20 protein-coding genes are annotated in these 19,988 nt (G+C 33.4%); 13 read left to right on the forward strand and 7 right to left on the reverse strand.

All coding sequences use genetic code 11. The features are described 5' to 3' along the window. Positions 1 to 206: 206 nt before the first annotated feature. The 7 genes from OTK01_RS10955 to OTK01_RS10985 all read right to left on the reverse strand — a co-directional run bounded on the left by OTK01_RS10955 (position 207) and on the right by OTK01_RS10985 (position 7,575). The gene (locus OTK01_RS10955) at positions 207 to 1,730 is read right to left on the reverse strand and encodes a 2-isopropylmalate synthase (protein ID WP_013433037.1); all 1,524 of its coding nucleotides are present in this window, start codon (positions 1,728 to 1,730) and stop codon (positions 207 to 209) included. Between the two features lie 16 nt (positions 1,731 to 1,746). Then, positions 1,747 to 2,748 (reverse strand): ketol-acid reductoisomerase, encoded by a 1,002-nt coding sequence (gene ilvC, locus OTK01_RS10960; RefSeq protein ID WP_014042562.1) that lies wholly within the window; start codon positions 2,746 to 2,748, stop codon positions 1,747 to 1,749. A 2-nt stretch (positions 2,749 to 2,750) separates the two neighbouring features. Beyond that, a complete protein-coding gene (ilvN, locus tag OTK01_RS10965) occupies positions 2,751 to 3,263 on the reverse strand; it encodes an acetolactate synthase small subunit (protein WP_013404018.1) in 513 nt (170 codons plus the stop codon). 50 nt (positions 3,264 to 3,313) lie between these two features. Beyond that, positions 3,314 to 4,921: a biosynthetic-type acetolactate synthase large subunit gene (gene ilvB, locus OTK01_RS10970; RefSeq protein WP_029228586.1), complete on the reverse strand. Its 1,608-nt coding sequence runs from the start codon at positions 4,919 to 4,921 to the stop codon at positions 3,314 to 3,316. Positions 4,922 to 5,084: 163 nt separating this feature from the next. Next, positions 5,085 to 5,891 carry an SDR family NAD(P)-dependent oxidoreductase gene (locus OTK01_RS10975; protein ID WP_029228585.1) on the reverse strand — a complete coding sequence of 269 codons (807 nt, stop codon included), beginning with the start codon at positions 5,889 to 5,891 and terminating at the stop codon, positions 5,085 to 5,087. Between the two features lie 25 nt (positions 5,892 to 5,916). Continuing rightward, positions 5,917 to 6,705, reverse strand: a complete 789-nt coding sequence (locus tag OTK01_RS10980) for an MBL fold metallo-hydrolase (protein ID WP_029228584.1) — start codon at positions 6,703 to 6,705, stop codon at positions 5,917 to 5,919. Between the two features lie 54 nt (positions 6,706 to 6,759). Beyond that, positions 6,760 to 7,575, reverse strand: a complete 816-nt coding sequence (locus tag OTK01_RS10985; RefSeq protein ID WP_013433042.1) for an amidohydrolase family protein — start codon at positions 7,573 to 7,575, stop codon at positions 6,760 to 6,762. Between the two features lie 460 nt (positions 7,576 to 8,035). On the opposite strand from OTK01_RS10985, the gene OTK01_RS10990 reads away from it, so the two are divergent. From OTK01_RS10990 to OTK01_RS11050, 13 genes are all read left to right on the forward strand, one after another. Further along, entirely contained in the window at positions 8,036 to 8,305 is a 270-nt protein-coding gene (locus tag OTK01_RS10990; RefSeq protein WP_029228583.1) for a hypothetical protein, read from the forward strand. After that, complete coding sequence (locus OTK01_RS10995) at positions 8,256 to 9,245, forward strand: peptidoglycan-binding protein (protein WP_029228582.1); 990 nt, start codon at positions 8,256 to 8,258, stop codon at positions 9,243 to 9,245. Before OTK01_RS10990 ends, OTK01_RS10995 begins: the two co-directional genes overlap by 50 nt. 26 nt (positions 9,246 to 9,271) lie before the next feature. Further along, a complete protein-coding gene (locus OTK01_RS11000) occupies positions 9,272 to 10,141 on the forward strand; it encodes a hypothetical protein (RefSeq protein ID WP_029228581.1) in 870 nt (289 codons plus the stop codon). Positions 10,142 to 10,147: 6 nt separating this feature from the next. Next, the gene (locus tag OTK01_RS11005; protein WP_029228580.1) at positions 10,148 to 10,327 is read left to right on the forward strand and encodes a hypothetical protein; all 180 of its coding nucleotides are present in this window, start codon (positions 10,148 to 10,150) and stop codon (positions 10,325 to 10,327) included. A gap of 257 nt (positions 10,328 to 10,584) precedes the next feature. Continuing rightward, on the forward strand, positions 10,585 to 11,526 hold the full coding sequence (locus OTK01_RS11010) for a M23 family metallopeptidase (protein ID WP_029228579.1): 942 nt from the start codon (positions 10,585 to 10,587) through the stop codon (positions 11,524 to 11,526). Next, entirely contained in the window at positions 11,523 to 12,131 is a 609-nt protein-coding gene (locus OTK01_RS11015; RefSeq protein ID WP_029228578.1) for a hypothetical protein, read from the forward strand. Before OTK01_RS11010 ends, OTK01_RS11015 begins: the two co-directional genes overlap by 4 nt. 1,067 nt (positions 12,132 to 13,198) lie before the next feature. Beyond that, positions 13,199 to 14,068 (forward strand): lysozyme, encoded by an 870-nt coding sequence (locus OTK01_RS11020; RefSeq protein ID WP_029228577.1) that lies wholly within the window; start codon positions 13,199 to 13,201, stop codon positions 14,066 to 14,068. 62 nt (positions 14,069 to 14,130) lie between these two features. Next, positions 14,131 to 14,889 (forward strand): hypothetical protein, encoded by a 759-nt coding sequence (locus OTK01_RS11025; RefSeq protein ID WP_269011604.1) that lies wholly within the window; start codon positions 14,131 to 14,133, stop codon positions 14,887 to 14,889. A gap of 724 nt (positions 14,890 to 15,613) precedes the next feature. Further along, the gene (locus OTK01_RS11030; RefSeq protein WP_269011605.1) at positions 15,614 to 15,748 is read left to right on the forward strand and encodes a hypothetical protein; all 135 of its coding nucleotides are present in this window, start codon (positions 15,614 to 15,616) and stop codon (positions 15,746 to 15,748) included. Positions 15,749 to 15,829: 81 nt separating this feature from the next. After that, on the forward strand, positions 15,830 to 17,182 hold the full coding sequence (locus tag OTK01_RS11035; protein WP_269011606.1) for a hypothetical protein: 1,353 nt from the start codon (positions 15,830 to 15,832) through the stop codon (positions 17,180 to 17,182). A gap of 110 nt (positions 17,183 to 17,292) precedes the next feature. Next, on the forward strand, positions 17,293 to 17,907 hold the full coding sequence (locus tag OTK01_RS11040) for a hypothetical protein (protein WP_029228575.1): 615 nt from the start codon (positions 17,293 to 17,295) through the stop codon (positions 17,905 to 17,907). Positions 17,908 to 18,434: 527 nt separating this feature from the next. Continuing rightward, positions 18,435 to 19,046 (forward strand): hypothetical protein, encoded by a 612-nt coding sequence (locus tag OTK01_RS11045; RefSeq protein WP_013433051.1) that lies wholly within the window; start codon positions 18,435 to 18,437, stop codon positions 19,044 to 19,046. Positions 19,047 to 19,218: 172 nt separating this feature from the next. Beyond that, entirely contained in the window at positions 19,219 to 19,713 is a 495-nt protein-coding gene (locus OTK01_RS11050) for a ferritin family protein (RefSeq protein WP_013433052.1), read from the forward strand. The last annotated feature ends 275 nt before the right edge of the window (positions 19,714 to 19,988 follow it).

The following is a 19,988-nucleotide window of genomic DNA, read 5'->3' on the forward strand; positions in this document are numbered from 1 at the left end:
TGCTCATACACAGGCCAAAATGGGTGCAATGCGGCATATGAAATTTTATAAATCCATTTAATTATTCTCTTTCTAATTATTGAAATAATGCTAATTATTGTGATTGCGCCGCATATTCGTATTATCATTTTTTGCACCCCTTTGACCCTCAAGTTTTATTTGCTAATTATTTTAAACCCAATTTAAAAAATTGTAAAGAGGCAATTTTACTCCTCTGAAATTTTATACAGCATCTTATTTATAGCATTTACATACGCTTTGGCACTTGCTTCTAAAATATCGGTGGAAAGTCCTCTGCCCAAAAACGCTTTACCGTCTTTCTTTATTCTGACTGTAACCTCTCCAAGAGCATCCTTGCCCTGGGTGACAGCCTTTATACTGTAATCATCAAGTTCAACCTGAAGACCTGTAATTCTGTCAATTGCCTTGAAGATTGCATCAACAGGACCATCGCCAGTTGCCGCCTCTTCAAACTCCTCATCACCCGATTTTATTTTCACAGATGCGGTTGATATAAGACCATTTCCGCTTATTATCTGGAACCTCACAAGCTCATATGTCTCGGGGATATTGAGTGACTTTTGTTCTAAAAGTGCTTCAATGTCTTTGTCAAGCACAACCTTCTTTTTGTCTGCCAAAACTTTAAATTTTTCAAATGCAGCGTCAATCTCTTCTCTTGTGAGGTCTGTGTATCCAAGTTCTTTGAGCCTTTCTTCAAATGCATGTCGACCTGAGTGCTTGCCCAAAACCATCCTGTTCTTTGGAAGACCAATTGACACAGGGTCAATAATCTCGTATGTTGTTCTCTCTGAGAGCACTCCATGCTGATGAATTCCAGACTCGTGTGCAAATGCATTTGCACCAACAATTGCCTTGTTTGGCTGAACAAATACGCCTGTGAGTGAAGACACAAGCTTGCTTGTTCGGTAAATCTGAGTTGTGTCAATCAAAACATCAACATCGTAAAAGTCTTTTCTTGTCTTGAGAGCCATAACAATTTCTTCTAAAGCAGCATTCCCAGCTCTCTCACCAAGACCATTTATTGTGCATTCAACCTGGTGAACCCCTTCTTCCACAGCAGCCAATGAGTTTGCAACAGCAAGACCTAAGTCGTTGTGGCAGTGAACTGAAATCTGGACCTTGTCAATGTCAGGAATGTTTTCTTTTATTGCTCGAATAATCCTTTTCATCTCTTCTGGTGTTGTGTAGCCAACTGTGTCAGGAATGTTTATTACTGTTGCACCGGCTTTTATTACAGCGTCAAAAACCTTTATCAAAAACTCAATCCTTGAACGTGTTGCATCCTCACACGAAAACTCTACATCAGACACATATTTTTTTGCATATTTTACCATTGCAACTGCTCTTTCCAAAACCTCATCTTCTGTCATCTTGAGCTTGTATTTCATATGAATATCACTTGTTGCAATGAACGTATGAATTCTTGGGGATGAAGCCTTTTTGAGCGCTTCATAAGCTCTGTCTATATCCTTTTCTACTGCTCGTGCCAAAGATACTATAACAGCATCTTTTATGTTTTCTGAGATGACCTTTATTGCCTCAAAATCGCCAGGAGAGGCTATTGCAAACCCTGCTTCTATCACATCAACTTTGAGCTTTTCAAGCTGTTTTGCAATCTCAAGCTTTTCATTGACGTTGAGCGACACACCTGGTGTTTGCTCACCGTCTCTGAGCGTGGTATCAAATATCTTTATAACTCTTTTTCCCATTAAAAACCCCTCACCCTTATTCTTTTATTGGCTTTATCCAAGGCATCATCTTTCTAAGCTCTTTACCAACCTGTTCAATCAAAAGATTTTGTTCTCTTCTTCTTATGCTATTGAACTCAGGTCTTCCTGCCATGTTCTCCAAAATCCACTTCTTTGCAAATGTACCGTTTTGAATCTCTTCTAATACTTTTTTCATCTCTTTTCTTGTCTCTTCTGTGATAATTCTCTTGCCTGTCATGTAATCACCATACTCAGCTGTGTCTGAGATTGAGTATCTCATAAGTGAAAGTCCGCCCTGCCAAATCAAATCAACTATGAGCTTCATCTCATGCAGGCATTCAAAATACGCAATCTCTGGCTGGTATCCTGCTTCAACCAGTGTATCAAACCCGGCTTTGATAAGCTCTGTAAGACCGCCACATAAAACTGCCTGCTCACCAAAAAGGTCTGTCTCTGTTTCTTCTTTAAATGTAGTAAGGATTATTCCAGCCCTTGATGCACCAATACCTTTTGCATATGCCAACGCAATATCAAGAGCTTTCCCTGTGTAGTCCTGATGTACAGCAACCAAAGCTGGCACGCCTTTTCCCTCTTCATACTGGCTTCTGACTGTGTGCCCCGGCCCTTTTGGAGCTATCATTATAACATCAACGTAGGGCGGTGGAACTATCTGACCAAAGTGAATGTTAAACCCGTGCGCAAATGCTATTGCCTTTCCTTCTTTTAAATTTGGCTCTATGCTCTCTTTAAATAGCTTTGGCTGTTTTTCATCATTTACAAGAATCATGATGACATCTGCAACTTTTGTTGCCTCATCAGCTGTCATGACTTTAAGACCATGACTTTCTGCCTTTGCCCAAGACTTGCTACCATGATAAAGTCCAACAACAACGTTTATACCAGAATCTCTCAAGTTTAGTGCATGTGCATGACCCTGGCTACCAAAGCCAATCACTGCAACTGTCTTGTCTTTAAGTAGGTCTAAATTGCAATCTTCTTCATAGAATATCTTTGCCATCTTTACTCATCCTCCTCAGACTTAGATTTTGATATGACTTTATTCCCTCGCTCTATCGCAATAAGTCCTGTACGGACTACCTCGCGAATACCATATTGCTTCAAAAGCTCAATTAGCGCTTCAATCTTGTCCTCATCACCTGAAATCTCAATTGTAAGCGTTTCTTTTGACACATCTACAATGTTTGCTCTGAAAATTTCTGTTATTTGAATAATGTCTGAACGCGTCTGAGAATTAGCATTAACCTTTATAAGCGCAAGCTCTCTTTCAACAGCCTCTTTCGGGTTTAGTTTTTTGATTTTTATAACATCAATAAGTTTATTAAGCTGTTTTGTCACCTGCTCGACAATGTAGTCATCTCCATTTACAACAATTGTCATGCGGGATATTGTTGGGTCTTCTGTCACGCCAACAGCAAGGCTGTCTATATTAAAACCTCTTCTTGAAAAAAGCCCTGCAACGCGGGACAGCACACCCGGGTGGTTCTCAACCAAAACAGAAAGTGTGTACTTCACCTTCTTACATCCCCCTATCACCAAAAGTTTTAGTAAGCTCAATTAAACCCTTAAGATATAGTGGGCTCATCAGGGCTTGTCACAACCTCAAGTAAAAATGGACCCTTGTGGCTTTTCATAATCTCAATTGCCTCTTTTAACTTTTCCTTGCTCTCAAGCCTCATACTCTCAATTCCATATGCTTTTGCTAATATCATAAAATCGGGGTTGCCATCTAAGCATGTTGCAATAAACCTGCCTGTGCATCTTTTCTTCTGAAGCTCATATACCATTCCAAGCCTTGTGTTGTTGAAAAGGACAATTTTAATGGGCACCTGTTCTCTTTTAATGGTAGCAAGCTCCTGCAAAAGCATCTGAAAACTTCCATCGCCGGTGATGCTAATTACCTCTTTATCGGGTCTTCCAAACTTCGCACCAATTGCTGCAGGAACTCCATATCCCATTGTGCCAAGTCCACCTGAAGTTATAAATGTCCCTGGTTCTTTGATATACAGATTATGAGCCGCCCAAATCTGATGCTGACCAACATCTGTGGTGATTATATAATCTCCATTGTATGCTCTTGAAATTTCTCTTAGCACATCATAAGGATGAAGCTTGTCATCATCTATAAGAACTTTCTTGTGCGCTTTAATATCGTGAGCCCAAAAATCTTTTCTTTCTGAAATTCTTTTATTAATCTCTGAAAGCACCTGTTTTGCATCGCCAACAATTGGCACATTTGTATCAACATTTTTTCCTATCTCAGCAGGGTCAATGTCTATATGAATAATCTTCATATTGTCAGTAATTTTTGTATCACCCAGCGCCCTGTCTGCAAGCCGCGCACCTATCACAATTAAAAGGTCTGCTTGCCTGAGCGCCAAATTGGCCTCTTTCTGACCATGTGAACCTATCATGCCAAGATAATAAGGATGGTCTGTAGGAATAGAACCAATTCCCATTAGGGTTGAAATCACAGGGATTTTTTGTTTTTCTATTAAAATTTGCAACTCCTGTGATGCGCCTGATGCAATAACTCCACCACCGCTGCATACAACAGGTCTTTGTGAGTTTTCTATCGCTTCTACTGCCCTTTTTATCTGCAGAGGATGACCTTTTTCTTTTGGCTTGTAGCCAGGAATATCAATTTCCTTTGGGATTTCAAATTCAATCTCCTGCAGCTGGACATCTATGGGAACATCTATCAAAACAGGTCCACGTCTTCCTGTTGAGGCTATATAGAATGCTTCTTTTAAAATCCTTACAATTTTTTTAGGGTCTTTCACAAGATAGTTATGCTTGGTAAACGGAGCCGTTGCCCCTGTTATATCCACTTCCTGAAACACATCTTTTCCAATTAAACTTGAATTTACCTGACCGGTGATGGCCACAATAGGAACTGAATCCATATATGCAGTCGCAATGCCAGTTATAAGATTTGTAGCACCAGGCCCAGAGGTTGCAACGCACACACCCACTTTGCCTGTTGTGCGCGCATATCCACTTGCCTCATGAACTGCTGCCTGTTCTGTTCTAACTAGGACATGTTTTATATCAGAGTCATAAAGAGCATCATAAAACGGATAGATTGCCGCACCCGGAATGCCAAAGATAATCTCTACACCCTCGCTTTTCAAAACCTCTACCATTGCCCGTGCTACCGTCATCTTTGCCATCAATCAAATCCCACCCTTTATATATGAAAAGTCCGACCGTGCTACTTTAATTTGTCGGACAATTTCTTTTTTACTAATGGCTTTTTTGCTATTTTCAAATTAAATTTTGAAATATTTTAGCACGTATTTTTATTCGTGTCAAGGAATTTAGGTGCAAAGACTTTTACAATCTTTTTAACTTCTTTTCAAACGCTTTCTCTACTATAAAATCTGAAACGTGTGGAAAAAGACGGGTAAAAAGTACAAATAGATAGTCTTTTTTAGATGTATATATCTCTTTTCTGTTCTTCTCAATACCTCTGATAATTCTTCTTGCAGCAACATCCGGCGAAAGCCTTGAAAGCCGAACCTCATCTTCTGGATATGGCTTTCCTAAAGCATTCTTTCTAAAGCTTGTTGAAATAGAACCTGGATATGCATTTAAAATGGTTATGTTGTATTTTTTTAACTCAATTCTTGCAACATCAGCTAAGCTTGATAGCGCTGCTTTTGAAGCTGTATAGCCCGAAGTAAATGGCACAGGTCTTTTCACACCAAGCGAACAAATATTTACAATTGTGCCTCCTCCTTGTTCTTTAAAAAAGGCTATGGCATGCTTCATCATATAAAAAGCACCAAAAAAGTTTGTATCAAACACCTTCTTAAGGTCAATCTCATCGATTTCTTCAACCTCACATCTCAAGCCAACTCCTGCGTTGTTAATTAAGAAATCTGCCGTTTTTAGCTCATCTTTTATGGTTTTAAAAGCATCTTCACAATCTTTTTTAAAGCTCACATCAGCCTTTATTAAAAAAAGATTTTTCGAAAACTTTATTAGCTCATTCTGAAGCCCTTTTAAAGACTCTTCTGACCTTGAAATGGCAACAACCTTTGCATCTTTTTCAAGTAAAATCTTTGTCATTTCCTTTCCAAGACCAGATGTTGCCCCTGTAATGATAACGGTCTTATTTTTCCAGAAATCTTTTTTCATGTTGCACGCCACCTTTGCAATATAATTAAATCTCAATCTCATCTCCCACACCACAAACCTTTAGCTTATTTGGAAGATTGTTGCCAAAATAAATTAATGTCTCTATCCCTGAGCAGTGTAGAGGTACAAGCTTATAGATTCTCTTTTCCTTGAAAAACTGACAAAGCTTTTGCAAATCATCCTGTTGAAAGTCCTTTGAATGAAAACCACCAATAACTGCAAAGATGCTCTGAGAAAAGCATTTCTCCACTTTTTCTACAATATTCTCAATTCCATTGTGACTGCAGCCAACAATCACAGCAATTTTCCCATCTTCCTTTACCACCAGCGACTGCTCTTCTAAAAACAAATCGCTTTGAAATTTGCCATCTTTGAGAATATAAAACTCATTAGATTCCTTACCTGAAGTAGCATTTACCACAAAAATACCATCAAATATCTCATAGACATCTTCATTGACAATCTTAAACCTTGCCATATTAAGCCCTTCAAAATTTTCACCTATAAATTTATACTCCCCTTCTCTTTTTGCAAACTTTTTCTCAAAGAATCCATTATGCACCCAAATACTACAATCTGTTCTTTCAACAAGAAATTTAAGTCCACCTGTGTGGTCATAATGGGCATGGCTTAAAACAATCGCATCAAAATCAAAGCTCACACCCATCTTCTCAATGTTTTTCACAATAGCATTTGTTTGCCCACAGTCAAACAAAATCCTTTTTCCATCTTTTATAATCAAAATCGAAATACCGTGTTCTGCCAAATACCCACCTTTGAACGTCCAGTTGTTGACAAGTATCTTGACTTTCATTCTAAAAAAGCCTCCCTTTCTAATTTGCCATTAGTATTCCTTAAATAAAACATCTTAGTTTGCCCTATGGACAATTTTAAGTCCAAGTAACCGCTGCGCATTCTTCCAAAAAATCTTTTCTTTCTCTTCTTCAGAAAGTCTTAAACTATCTACATACTCAACTTCTCTTTTCTGGTCTTTCCAGGGAGAGTCTGTTGCAAACAAAATCTTATCTATGCCATGTTTTCTGAAAATTTCTTCCGGGCTTTCTATATCAACTTCACCAAAGAAAAAGGATGTATCAAGATACATATCTTCACCTATCAAGCACTCAAGCGTCTCCTCAAAAAACCTATATCCACCCATATGCGCTGCAATTATCTTTGCACCCGAAAAATCTTTTAAAACTCTTTGAAGCCTTTTTGGTGTACAGTGGTAAGGGGGCATAAAAGCCGGGTCAACTCCGCTGTGAAAAAGTATAATCATATCGTTTTTTGCAATAGAATCATAAAAGGGGTACATCTTTTTATCATCAACAAAAAAGTCCTGATAATCTGGATGAAATTTTATTCCTAAAAACCCGTTTTCTTTAAGCCATTTAATTTCTTCTTTGAACTCAGCAAACTCAGGATGAACTGTGCCAAAACAGATTATGTCCTTGTTTTTTTCCATCACAGACAAGGCCCATCTGTTAATTGTCCTTGTTTGCTGAGGTTTTGTCGCAATGGGCAGAACCACGCACATGTCAATTCCAGCTTTTTTAGCAGATTCTTTCAAACCTGACAAAGTACCGTCATGATAATATGGCATACCAGAATTTTGTGAAAGCTTTGACATTGCTCTTGGCGCTAAGTCATCTGGGAAGCAGTGGGTGTGAAAATCTATAATCATGTTCTCTTACTCTCCTTTTTTCTTTCCTAAATTTTTCATTTGATTATTTCAATCATTTTTCATTTTCAGGGGGCTGGAGCGAAAAATTTTCTAAAACTCATCTTTAGTTTTAATATTTTATCATAGTTTTTTTATTAATTCTTCACAAAATTTCTCTTTGTCTTCATCTAAAACTTTATTTAAAATGCTAATTGCTTTTTTTTGCTAATTTGCTAATATGAAAGCAAATGATTAACTTGAGAGGTGACAACAGTTTGTGCAGTATTTAAACTGTAACATGATCTTTTAATCTCATTTTTATAATTTTATTCAATTGTTTAATTTTTTTATATAGTTTTTTAGTTTCTTATCACTTTTCGTTTAAAATCACTATTGTTTTTACCTGTATTTTTCGATATACTGCTGTATTATAATTCCATGATAAATAAAAAACGAATGAAAATAGGGGGTTATGAGGAAAATGAAAAGTATTGTATTAACTTCTAACAATCTTAATTTGACTCTTAAAAATAACTCTTGCCTTCAAAACCTGTCAGCCCAAAAAAGTACAGCAGAGAAAGCTTCAAAGACTTATTCTGGGTCTTTAAACTCAAATCCAGCCCAAAATAACTCTAAAATTTCACCTGCCTATGTTTATGAAAAAGGTTCTTCTGCTAATGAGTTCTATGGTAAAATAGTCTATGCTAAACCAAGTTCAAATTACACTATGCCGTCTTCAAAAAAGTGTTAGTTCCATTCAAAATCCGAATAATAGCAGTAAAATTCTAAATTCGAGTAGCCCAGTTGGAAAAACTAAAACCAGTGAAACAAAAAAATCTGATCCAAGCAATGTAGTATATGCTGTTAAACCCACTTCGACCCCACCAAATCAGGGTGTTACAATAGCAGATATCGAGGCCGGTAAAAAGACCTTGAAATTTGATACACAAACTACTAATAGCTCCGCAGTTAAAAGCGTGCAAGACAGATTAAAAGCATTAGGGTATAGTATAGGCAATGACGCATATGGTACTTTTGGTTCTGGAACCGATAGTGCTGTTAGAAGATTTCAAGAGGATAATAAGAGAACTACTGGCTGTGAAAATGGGATTGACGGGATTGTAGGTAAAAAAACATGGCTTGCTTTACGTGACACCAATGCAGACGATTACAAAACCTATGGTAAAAAAGTGAGCGGAGTCAGTGGCTTAAAAGGGTTATCATCAGATATTGATGTAATTGCTAGGCTTATTTATGGTGAGTGTAATGACGCAAGAGATAATGGAGGTCAAGAGGCAGTAGCATGGACATTGATCAGCAGGAGGAAGGCTGGCGGATTTTCTGGCGGAGAACCAAATACTTACAGGAATATTGCGTTTGCTCCAGGACAGTTTGCAGCTTTGACAAATGAAAATGAAAATGGTTTAGCTGAAGCTCCGGAAAGAGCTTCAGCAGCGTGGAGGAAAGCATTAGACATTGCCAAAAAGCTAATTGGCGGTAAGGAGAATCAGATTGCTAAACCTAAAGGCTTTACTGATCAAAAATACTTCTGGCAAGCTGGTTATTTTGATGAAAATAAGCGCATATTAGCTAACGGTCAAGTACAGATAAAAATGGACGGAAACTGGGTAAATGTTAAAGACGTTGAGACTTTTGGCGGTAATACATTTTTTAATCTTGGTAGGAAATAACACAAATTAGAAAGGACGTATAGGTTATGAAAATGGTCTACAGATTATTTAAAATATCTATGCTTATAACATGCTTAATGATAAGTTCATTTATTTTATTCGGATGCGAGAAAGACATAAGCAATAATTCAGCAAATCCCGCTCAACAAAACGTGGCAACTAGTAAAAACACTCCTAAGAAGACGCCGCCGATAGAGCAGCAAAAGGTTGATCTGGATGAACTGAAAAAAGCTATTAAAACAGTCATAAATGATGATATATGGTATAAAGGTAAATATTCCACTTTTCGTGGATTTGAGAATAAGAAAATTAAAATTGAGGTGTATACAGAAGATGTTTTTCCCAATGTTGTAAGCGTATTTTTTGATAAAAAAGTGAAAGAAAGTGCCTTTGTTGAAGGAACAGAGTCCTTTTTCTTTATTTCATTCGGACGGGATAAAAAAGGTCATTATTATAGTGAACCTACCGGATATTTTTCGAGACCTACAGCTGCCGAAATGAGAAGTGAAATAAAAAAATTTGGTTACCATTTTTATGCAGCAGATGAAATAGAATTTGGGAAAGTTGTGCAGCCGGATTTTGGTCCTATGACGGAATATAAACGCGATATAATTAAGACCATAAGAGGACTTTTAACTTATGAGTTGGAATTCTGGAAATTAAAAAAAGGGAAATATAAAGCATATATACGTAATTTTAGGGAAAATGCTGATATAACTTACGTCCTTTATGAAGATGAAAAAGGAAACATGTGGATTATAGATGTACCTATAAATGAGGATGGCATAATAGGACCTGGTAAGATGCGTCGACTTGAACCTGAACATGATTCTGACAAATATTTTGCAAACCAGTTTAAAAAAGTTTCATTTGTCGTGAATGTAGAGTTAAAGTAAGAGGTAGTGTTAGAGGATCTAAGAGATATAACAGGTAATGACCAAAGATACTCAATAAATATTTTCGAGCATGCTTTGCAGGACAAGCCGCTTAAAATAACAATTTCAAAAGAGTTTATCAATAATTTTGACAAGATTTTTAATGTCATAAAGTACTACTTGTTGATTCATACTATTAATAATTGATTACATTTTGAATCGGAAAGAGCTACATCGATTTTTATTAATTGAACCCCTTGAGATGTAGCTCTTTTTATTTTTAATCAATTTTTAGTACTCATTGTTTTGCTCTTAATTGTCTATTTTTTATATATACATTTTTAGCCTATTGTTATTTTTTTGTTTAAAATCACCATTGTTTTTACCTGTATTTTTTGATATGTTACTGTATTATAATTCCATGATAAACAAAAAACAAATGAAAATAGGGGGTTATGAGGAAAATGAAAAGTTCTGTATTAACTTCTAACAATCTTAATTTAACTCTTAAAAATAACTCTTATCTTCAAAACCTGTCAGCCCAAAAAAGTGCAGCAGAGCAAGTTTCAAAAAGTTATTTTTCACCTTCAAAACAAAACACAGCCCAAAACAACTCTAAAATTTCGCCTGCCTATGTCTATGAAAAAGGTTCATCTGCCAATGAGTTTTATGGTAAAATAGTCTATGCTAAACCAAGCTCAAATTACACCTTGCAATCTTCAAAAAGTGGCAGTTCCATTCAAAATCAAAATAATAGCAGTAAAATTCTAAATTCAAGTAGCCCAGTTGGAAAAACTAAAACCAGTGAAACAAAAAAATCTGATCCAAGCAAAGAATTCTGGGAACAACGGATTGAAAAGTGGATATTTCCTTTAGAATCTAAAAAATTAATTATAGCCAATCCTGCAACAGATAAAAGGCAATTTGGTGCAGAAAGAAAAGACTCAAATGGCAAACCAAGAGCTCACGCTGGAGTTGATCTTTTAACCGGCTACTATGATGATAATAAGAAAAAATATGTGGGTGTAAAAGATGCAAAAGTGTTAGCAATGACTGATGGAACAGTAACTGCTGTTTATGATTTCTATGCGGGTACACAAGCAATAGAAATAAAAAACAGTGATGGTTCTGTCATCAGATATGGTGAAGTTGAATCGAAAGTCAAAGTTGGGGATAAAGTAAAGCAAGGACAAGTTATAGCTACAATTATACCTAATACGAAAACTCACGAGGCAATGCTTCACTTAGAAGTTTATAAAGGTGATAGCAGTGGTCCTCTTACTCAAAGAAATAACAAAACTTACAAATATGTTCCAGAGGCGAATTATGAGCGCAGAAGCGATTTAATAAATCCAATGGATGTGCTAAGATTAAATACAAAGAGCGGAAAGGATGTTAAAAAGTGAGAAAAAAGATATTACTGGTTCTATTAACTGTTATAGGAATCAATATTATTGCTGCTGGAGTATTTGTAACTTTTAAAGATGATTTCTTAGTTTTAAAGAACAATAAACCTGTTTTTACAAATGATGAACCGGTTTTAATAGGATTAAAATTTGGGAGTACAAAGGGAGAATTGATAAAAAAATTGGGAAACCCAAAAAAAATAAAGAGAGAGTGGTGGGGAGCTTATGGTGACTATGTAGAATACTGTTACTATGATTGGGGTTATGTGTTATTAGTACCGGGCGAAGGTGATAGGTATATAATAAACGTGGAAATTAGTAAAAAAGGAATTGAAGGACCAAGAGGAATTGAGGTCGGAGATTGCTATAAAAGGGTGCTGAATAGATTTAGGTATAGTCCTATAAAAATTGATGACAGAGAATTTTTGTACTACCTTGAACAAAAAACTGAAGACGGTGTGGTTGATAGATTTGGAAGTGTAGTTTATAACGAAAAAGGAGAAATTGAGAGTATTTATTATAGAGATAGTTCTTACTATTGGATTGACTTTGAAATATCAAAAGGCAGAGTGAAGAAAATAGTAGCATATCATCATAATAATTAACGGTATACTTTAAGTTAAATTTAAAAGTTGTTAATTAATTGTTTATTGTTTAACTTAGCTAATATTAGGAAAAATATATTACAAAAATACAGAAAATTTAAAATAGAAAACCACGCGAAAGCTTCATTAGTGGATTTGATACCAACTACCTGGAAGAACTTAAGGAATACGTAAAGAAGGTAGTCAAAAACCCATTTGTTAGGAATAGACAGCTCAAAGAGATAAATTGGACAATAAAGATTTTACAAGGCCCTAGGAGTAAGCCAAGGAGGTAAATATCAATATGCAACTGACATTGCGTGGGCTGCAAATTGAGTTTACTCTATTAAAAATATATTTGAAAGCTTCCCAAACGCTAAGCTAAGGTTTGATATCCCTGTTTATAAGGAGAAGAAAAAAGATGAAAAGTAAAAAATTGCTTATATGCATAATAAGCGCATTGTGTTTGGTTGGAATAATTATTGTAGTTATTTTAGCAAAAAAAAGAAACTTTCCTTGTAAAACCCTTAAACGATAGGGACTTCGCTGTAACTGATGGAATTGGCTATGTTTATCTTGACTGCCCTGCTGATAAGTTTCTAAAACAATTTAAGGAAAAAGAAATCAATTTTTTTTCGTGCAAGTGATATATTTATTCAGGATAAAGGAGTAATTTACAAATATTTTTATCACGAATATAAAGATTTAATTGTTTATACTTCGAATGTATTTTATAATAAAAAGGGCTTGGACTTTGATAATTACAGAATTGCCTAAATTAATGTAAAGACCTCAAAATTCTATACACTAAGAAAAATCAGAATTGGTTCTTCTTCGGAAGAGGTAATTAAAAAGTATGGGAAAAATGTACTTATGATAAAAAACATAACTTTTACAGATATAGTTATAACGAAAAGAATATAGAATTTGGAATTGATAATAATGGCAAAGTTAAGGAGATTATTATATTTATCAATTCTTATTACGCACCTAACTCTAAAAGATAAGAATTGACATTTACAATATATTAGTGTATTATAATTCCGTGATAAACAAAAAACAAGTGAAAATAGGGGGTTATGAGGAAAATGAAAAGCTCTGTATTAACTTCTAACAATCTTAATTTAACTCTTAAAAATAACTCTTATCTTCAAAACCTGTCAGCCCAAAAAAGTACAGCAGAGCAAGTTTCAAAAAGCTATTTCTCACCTTCAAAACAAAACACAGCCCAAAACAACTCTAAAATTTCACCTGCCTATGTCTATGAAAAAGGTTCTTCTGCTAATGAGTTGTACGGTAAAATAGTCTATGAAAGACCTAGTTCAAATTCTGAATCGTCTACAACAAAGATAAATGCTGTTTATGAAAGCCAAAATACTTCAACTAAAATAAAAAGATTAGAACCAAGCAAAGCATTATTTGAATTTGTTAAATCCTATGAAGGATATTCCTCAATCGCCTATAGAGACAAAGACGGAGTTTGGACTATTGGAATTGGACATGTACTGAGAGGCAAAGAATTGGAGGAATATGTTGGTCTTAAAACTAATAGTCCCAAGAAAGCAATAACAGAAGAAAAAGCATATGAGTTTTTCAAAAGCGATATCAAAAATGCAACGGATGCAGTAAATAAATTTATGGAAAATAACAAAATTCAACTTCCACAAAATCAATTTGATGCTTTAGTAAGTTTTACATTCAATGTTGGTCCAGCGTGGACAACTGATGAAAAATCTAAAATTCAAGCTGATATAGTCAAGGCTATAAAAAGTGGTATTGATATTAAATTAGAAAAAGAACTTAGAGATGATTTTCTTGCTTGGTCCAAAGCTCAGGGAAAAGTATTAGAAGGATTACAACGTCGCAGATACGATGAATGGGAAATGTTTGTAAAAGGAGACTACAAAGTTACAGATATAAATACTTGGAAAAAGATAAAAAAAGAAATGGGTCTTTAGAAAATTTTCATCTCTAAAATTGTTGTATCACATACTATATTTAAGCTAAACAAATTAGTGAGGTGAAATCTTTGAAAGCCGAAAAAAAAATTATAGTTTTAGTTTTAATCATGCTTTTAATTTTGCCTAACACATTTGTTTTGAGCAATGATAAAATCGAAAAAGGCTATTACGATTACAGCGGCAAAAAAGGAAGCAAAGACATAATAATGAGCGTATATATTAACAACTCAAAAATTACAGGACTCTATGCTTTTAAAGGAGTTAAAGAACATATAAAAGTGGAAGGAAAATTGAAGGACGGAAAAATAACATTAAACGAATTTAGCCAAAAAGGCAAAATTACAGGTACTTTTTATGGCAACTTTAAAACAATAGATATAATCGAAGGAACTTGGAGTAATGGCAAAATTAAAATGCCTTTTAAACTGAAGCTTGTTGACATAATTTATGCAGATTATGGGAAAAGATATGACTTGGTTAGTTTTCCAGACGAAGAAGTAGTGAAATTTGCTACTAACATTCAAAAATATTTAATAAAAAACGAGAAAGAAAAACTTGCAAAACTAATAGTATATCCTATAAATGTTAAAATTGATGGTAAAAAGAAAACCATAAGAAATGAAAAAGAGTTTATCAATAATTTTGACAAGATATTTAATGTCAATTTAAAAAAAGCAGTTATCAATGCTGATCCTTTGTTTATGCTTGCAAATCAATACGGAGTTATGTTAGGAGAAAATGAATATAATATCTGGTTTACAGGAGTACAAAAGAATGACAAAAAGTACTGCTTGCTGATTTATACTATTAATAACTGATTATATTTTTGATTTGGAAATGAGCTACATTGATTTTTATTAATTGAACCTCTTAAAATGTTGTTCTTTTTATTTGATTTATAAAACCTACCTGTAAGAATTAACTGATTTTTGTTTTATCTTTACATGTTATTTTTGCCACTCTTGTTAGACAATATTAACAATTCTAAAAGCATAACTTTATTAAATCTGTCTATTGCGTTTTTTTTTTTGCTAATTTAAAAGTAAATAATTAACTCGAGAGGTGATTTCATTATCTAAAATTTTTACCTTCTAATTTAACATTTTTATTCTTCCTATTCTATTTTTGAATATATCAAAGAGTCGGGGGGTGATTTACTAAGAATTTCTAGCAGATTTAAGATTTTGAAAACACAAAGTGCAACTTTATAGCATTCTATATTGTTATGGTACTTATAGGTTATTTATTCTTCTAATTTATACAGACGTATGGAAGAAGGAAAGAAACATGAAGGGAAAACTCTTCCTGTAGGAGCGAAAAAGTATGTGGAGGAAGGACTAAAATTGGTTATTGTCTATGCTGGACAGTACTTTGGCACCTTCGGTTCTCAGAAGTTTATTCTGTTGTATATGTCATGCGGTGCAGAAGTGAAACAGCACTTATATCCGATTCTGAATAAAATATAATGTGAAAAAGGAATTGTTGTTTAAATTGTGAATTGCAGTTATATAAATAATTAATTTGAGTTGGAGGAGGAATATTATGTTAGTTAGAAATAAAATGATTACAAAAATACTGGCAGTATTGATGATTATATCTTTTTCTCTTATTACGAGTGTCTTTAATATCAATGCATATGCTGAAAACAATGAATTGATTGTTGATAATGGTATTTAAAAGGGAATACAATATAAAGGTGGCAATTTTGTTAAAGTTGATTCCGAAAATCAACTGGATTCTAAATTGATAATTAAAAAGATGAAAATAAAAAATGATGAGCTTACTTTAGAAGCTGTAATAGAAAATAAAAATATGCAAAACTTAATTCAAGCAACTGGAAAAATATATTATTCTCAAAACATGATGTTGAAGAAAACAAGATCTCTAACAGTATTATTTAACAATGAAGGAGATTACAAAATATTATCATTTGTAATTGAAAATAACGCCAATGAAGAACTTCTTCTTCCTGTAAATAAAAAACTTAAAAATAAAACTGTGGTTAAAATAGCAGTATTGTGCACAAACACAAATGATATTTTCTACTTTGAAGATGTTTTCCCCAGTATAAATAAATTATCAAGCTTATATACTCTTGCTAAAGAGCCAGCTGAAACTTATAATAAAGATGAAATTGATAAATCAGGTATAGAAATTGGCAAAACAAACATTGACGAAGTTGACAAAGTAGGTTTTTCTGAAAATTGGTTTATGCCTTTTATCGCAAACAGTAATACTTCCCAGCTTGAAGAAACCAAAGATGTTAGCCATAAGGAATCTCAAATTGTTAGTCTTACAACAACGTCTCCAGTACCTGGTGTTTCCGTGAGTGACTTTATTACTCTTGGTAAGAAAGTATATAATGATAATGACAATTACGGTTACTTCAAAAATACTGTGGAATGGCCAGTAGGAAGCGGAAATAGACTTACAACTTTATTAAAATGGGGATATACATGCAATTTATATACAACTCCCGCAAAAGTAGATAATGTAGATACCACAATTGCAATTGGCACTATACAATTTAATATTCTAAATGAAGCCCAATATATTTACCTTGCATATAATGGTTCAATTCAGTTATTTGATAACAGTTCCTATTTAAGAATAAGAAATCCTTATATAGAAGCTGGACTCGGATCAGGTAATAAAGATATATTTTTTGAAGTTCGAAGAAGTGCAGGAACTCAGTCAGGAACATATAGTATTTCTTTGCCTACGTTAATTGGACTTTTGCCATTTGGAAACACTTATTCCAATGTTGTTGATTTCTTCTCTGAAATCAGTTATGTAACAGAGAGCCGTACTCTTGATACTCTTACCTATCCTACAAATAAAAAATCTCAAGAGTATCAATATGGAAAGGTCGTTAGAGATTGTAAGCTACCTTTAAATTCAAACGAATATTTATCAAATGAATCACATGGTCTATTAATAAGTTTTAAAGCTGTTCCGCCACTTGATATCATCCCAAAAGCTGTAGGATATCGTGTAGTATATAATAGATTTCATTTTGAAATATATTCACGCCATCCTTTTTGGTTAACATATAGTGTATTAGAAGCAACTGTAGACAAAACAATTACAAAAAATTACTATATTCAATAATGCTAAAGCATAATCATCTAAATATGAATGCACTGCATAAGTTTGAATTATGCAGTGCATTCATATACTTTTTTATTTATGTGAGGTATATTGAGAGAGGTGGAATATGCATGAAGAGAAAAATCATTTATATCCATATTGTTTTCTTGATTATAATAGCGTTAATTTTATCTATTTTCTATAAAAATTACTCAATAAAAAAAACATATTTCGTTATAGCTTTGGAGAATATGAAATCGAAAGCCTTTTTGGAAATCCGAGAAATCACGTGGTCTACAAATTATATAATATCTGATTTTGATAAAGGTGGTTTTTCTATAGAAAATATATTGTTTCTAAAATCTAAAGTAGAATTTGTTTCTTATATTATAGATGCACTTAGGTCTATAGACATTAATTCATTTGAGATACGAGGTTATATAAATACATTAAATTCAATGTACAATACATTTTTTCGTTTAGATAGATTTTTGAGTAAAGTTAGTGAGTATATTAAAAATGGAGGCAAGCCTTTCAATTTACTTGACGACAACGATAACAAATTTTTAATAAAAACTAAAAAAGATATATATAATGAACTCTTATTATATTACGATCTTTTTTCAAAATTAGACTTTGAAATAACAACAAAGTTTCCTACAGGTACCGAGTTATTTAATAAGATTATTAAAACCTGGGATATTGAAAAGGCAAACAAAATATTATACCCTTCTGAAAGAAATTAAAAATAAATCTTAGCTTATGATAGATTATGAGAAAATAGATTGACTACATTAGGGCTTCTATGTTTATGAAATAACAGGTAGTCCCTATTTTTATGATTTATTTTAAGGTTTCTAATACGAGTTTTTGGGTATAAATATCATTGAGAACAAAATAAGGTAGATGCTCAAAAATAGCAATACGGAAAAGCATTAGAAGTCACAAAATTCAAACAAGCTCAAACGATTACTTATATACAGAAGACCAACGCTTACTTTTAATATATGGAGTTTGTGTGCCACTTGACAAGCCAAAAGTTTCAGGAAGTCGTGTATTTCATAATGGATTTCATTTTGAAATATATTCACGCCATCCTGTTTGGTTAACATATAGTGTATTAGAAGCAACTGTAAATAAAACAGTTACAAACAATTATTATGTTCAATAATGTTAAAGCATATAATACGAACGTACTGCATAAGCCATGAATTATGCAGTACGTTCATATATTTTTTTATTTTTTTCGATATATTGAGAGAGGTGAAAATGCATGAAGAGAAAATTAATTTATATCCATATAGCTTTCTTGATTATAATCGCTTTGATTTTATCTATTTTCTATAAAAATTACTCAGTAATAAAGATGCGTTATATTAACGCTTTTAATGATATGAAAGTTACGGCTTTTAATGAAATAGCTGAAGTCGCATATTGTACAAAGTATATAATAGATAATTTTGATAAAGACGGGTTTTCTATGGAAAATATATCGTATTTAAAACTTAAAGTAAAATTTGTTTTTTTAGCTATAGATGCACTTATGTTTGCACGTATTGATTCTTTTGAGATAGATAATTATGGTACTAAATTAATCTCAATGTACAATACATTTTCTCTTTTTGATAGATTTTTGACAAAAGTTATTGAACATATCAAAGATGGAGGCAAGCCTTTTAATTTATTTGACAACAATGATAACAAGTTTTTAATAAAAACTAAAAAAGATATATATAACGAGTTTTTATTATATCACGACCTTTTTTCAAAATTAGACTTACACGTAACAAAGTCTTCTACAGGTACTGAGTTATTTAATAAGATTATTAAAACCTGGGATATTGAAAAGGCAAACAAAATAGTATACCCTTCTGAAAGAAATTAAAAATAAATCTTAGCTTATGATAGATTATGAGAAAATAGATTGACTACATTAGGGCTGCTATGTTTATGAAATAATAGGCAGTCCCTATTTTTATGATTTATTTTATTAAAATAAACTTTCGGGGTATAAATACTTTTGAGAACAAAAATTTTATAAAAGAAGAGACCTTGTGATGAGCAAAAAGATTGAGAACATATTAAGGTTTGGAATGAAGATGGAGAAAAATGCGCAAGACTTTTATTCGTTCTATGCAAACAGCTTGCAAGATGAAGGGCTAAAAAAACTTTTTGAAGAGTTTGTAAAGATTGAGCAGGAACATTACAAGTATCTTGAGAATATTCTTAAAAGTCTGGGTAGCCAAGAACCACCAATATCAATCTCATGGGTTGTAGACGACCATAACAAAATGGTAGACCCTCATATACTTGCCGAAAACTCAAAAATATTGGAGACAGATTTTTCAGACCTTACAATATTGCGGCTTGCATATCTGATTGAAAGCGACTTTGCCGCATTTTACAAACAAGCTGCTGAAAAGGTTGAAGATAGCAATGTAAAAGGTTTGCTTCTACATCTTGCAAAGTGGGAAGAGGAACATGAGAAGTTCTTCAAAGATAGATACCACAGTCTTATGAAAAAGGAATGGGAAGAACTTGACCTGTTCTAAAAAAGACCTATAAAAAGTAGCAAGGGAGCAGTCTGTATTCTATTTTGTTGGGTCTGTAAATAATTTTGTGTATTTAAATTAAACCAACCTTCTTGGTAAGAAATCATTCAAGGATAAGCTTGTCTACCTTCTATTTTTTAGTATTACCATTTTAAAAATTTTTATGCATAAATTTTTAAAATCCTGGACAAAATTTAATACTGGGTTATAATACTCTGTTTTTTATTTGCTGTTTTAAACTGCTTCCATGGAAGCAGTTTAAAATACGAACTGGT

It is taken from the genome of Caldicellulosiruptor acetigenus, from assembly GCF_026914305.1.
GTDB classification, from domain to species: Bacteria; Bacillota; Thermoanaerobacteria; order Caldicellulosiruptorales; family Caldicellulosiruptoraceae; genus Caldicellulosiruptor; species Caldicellulosiruptor acetigenus.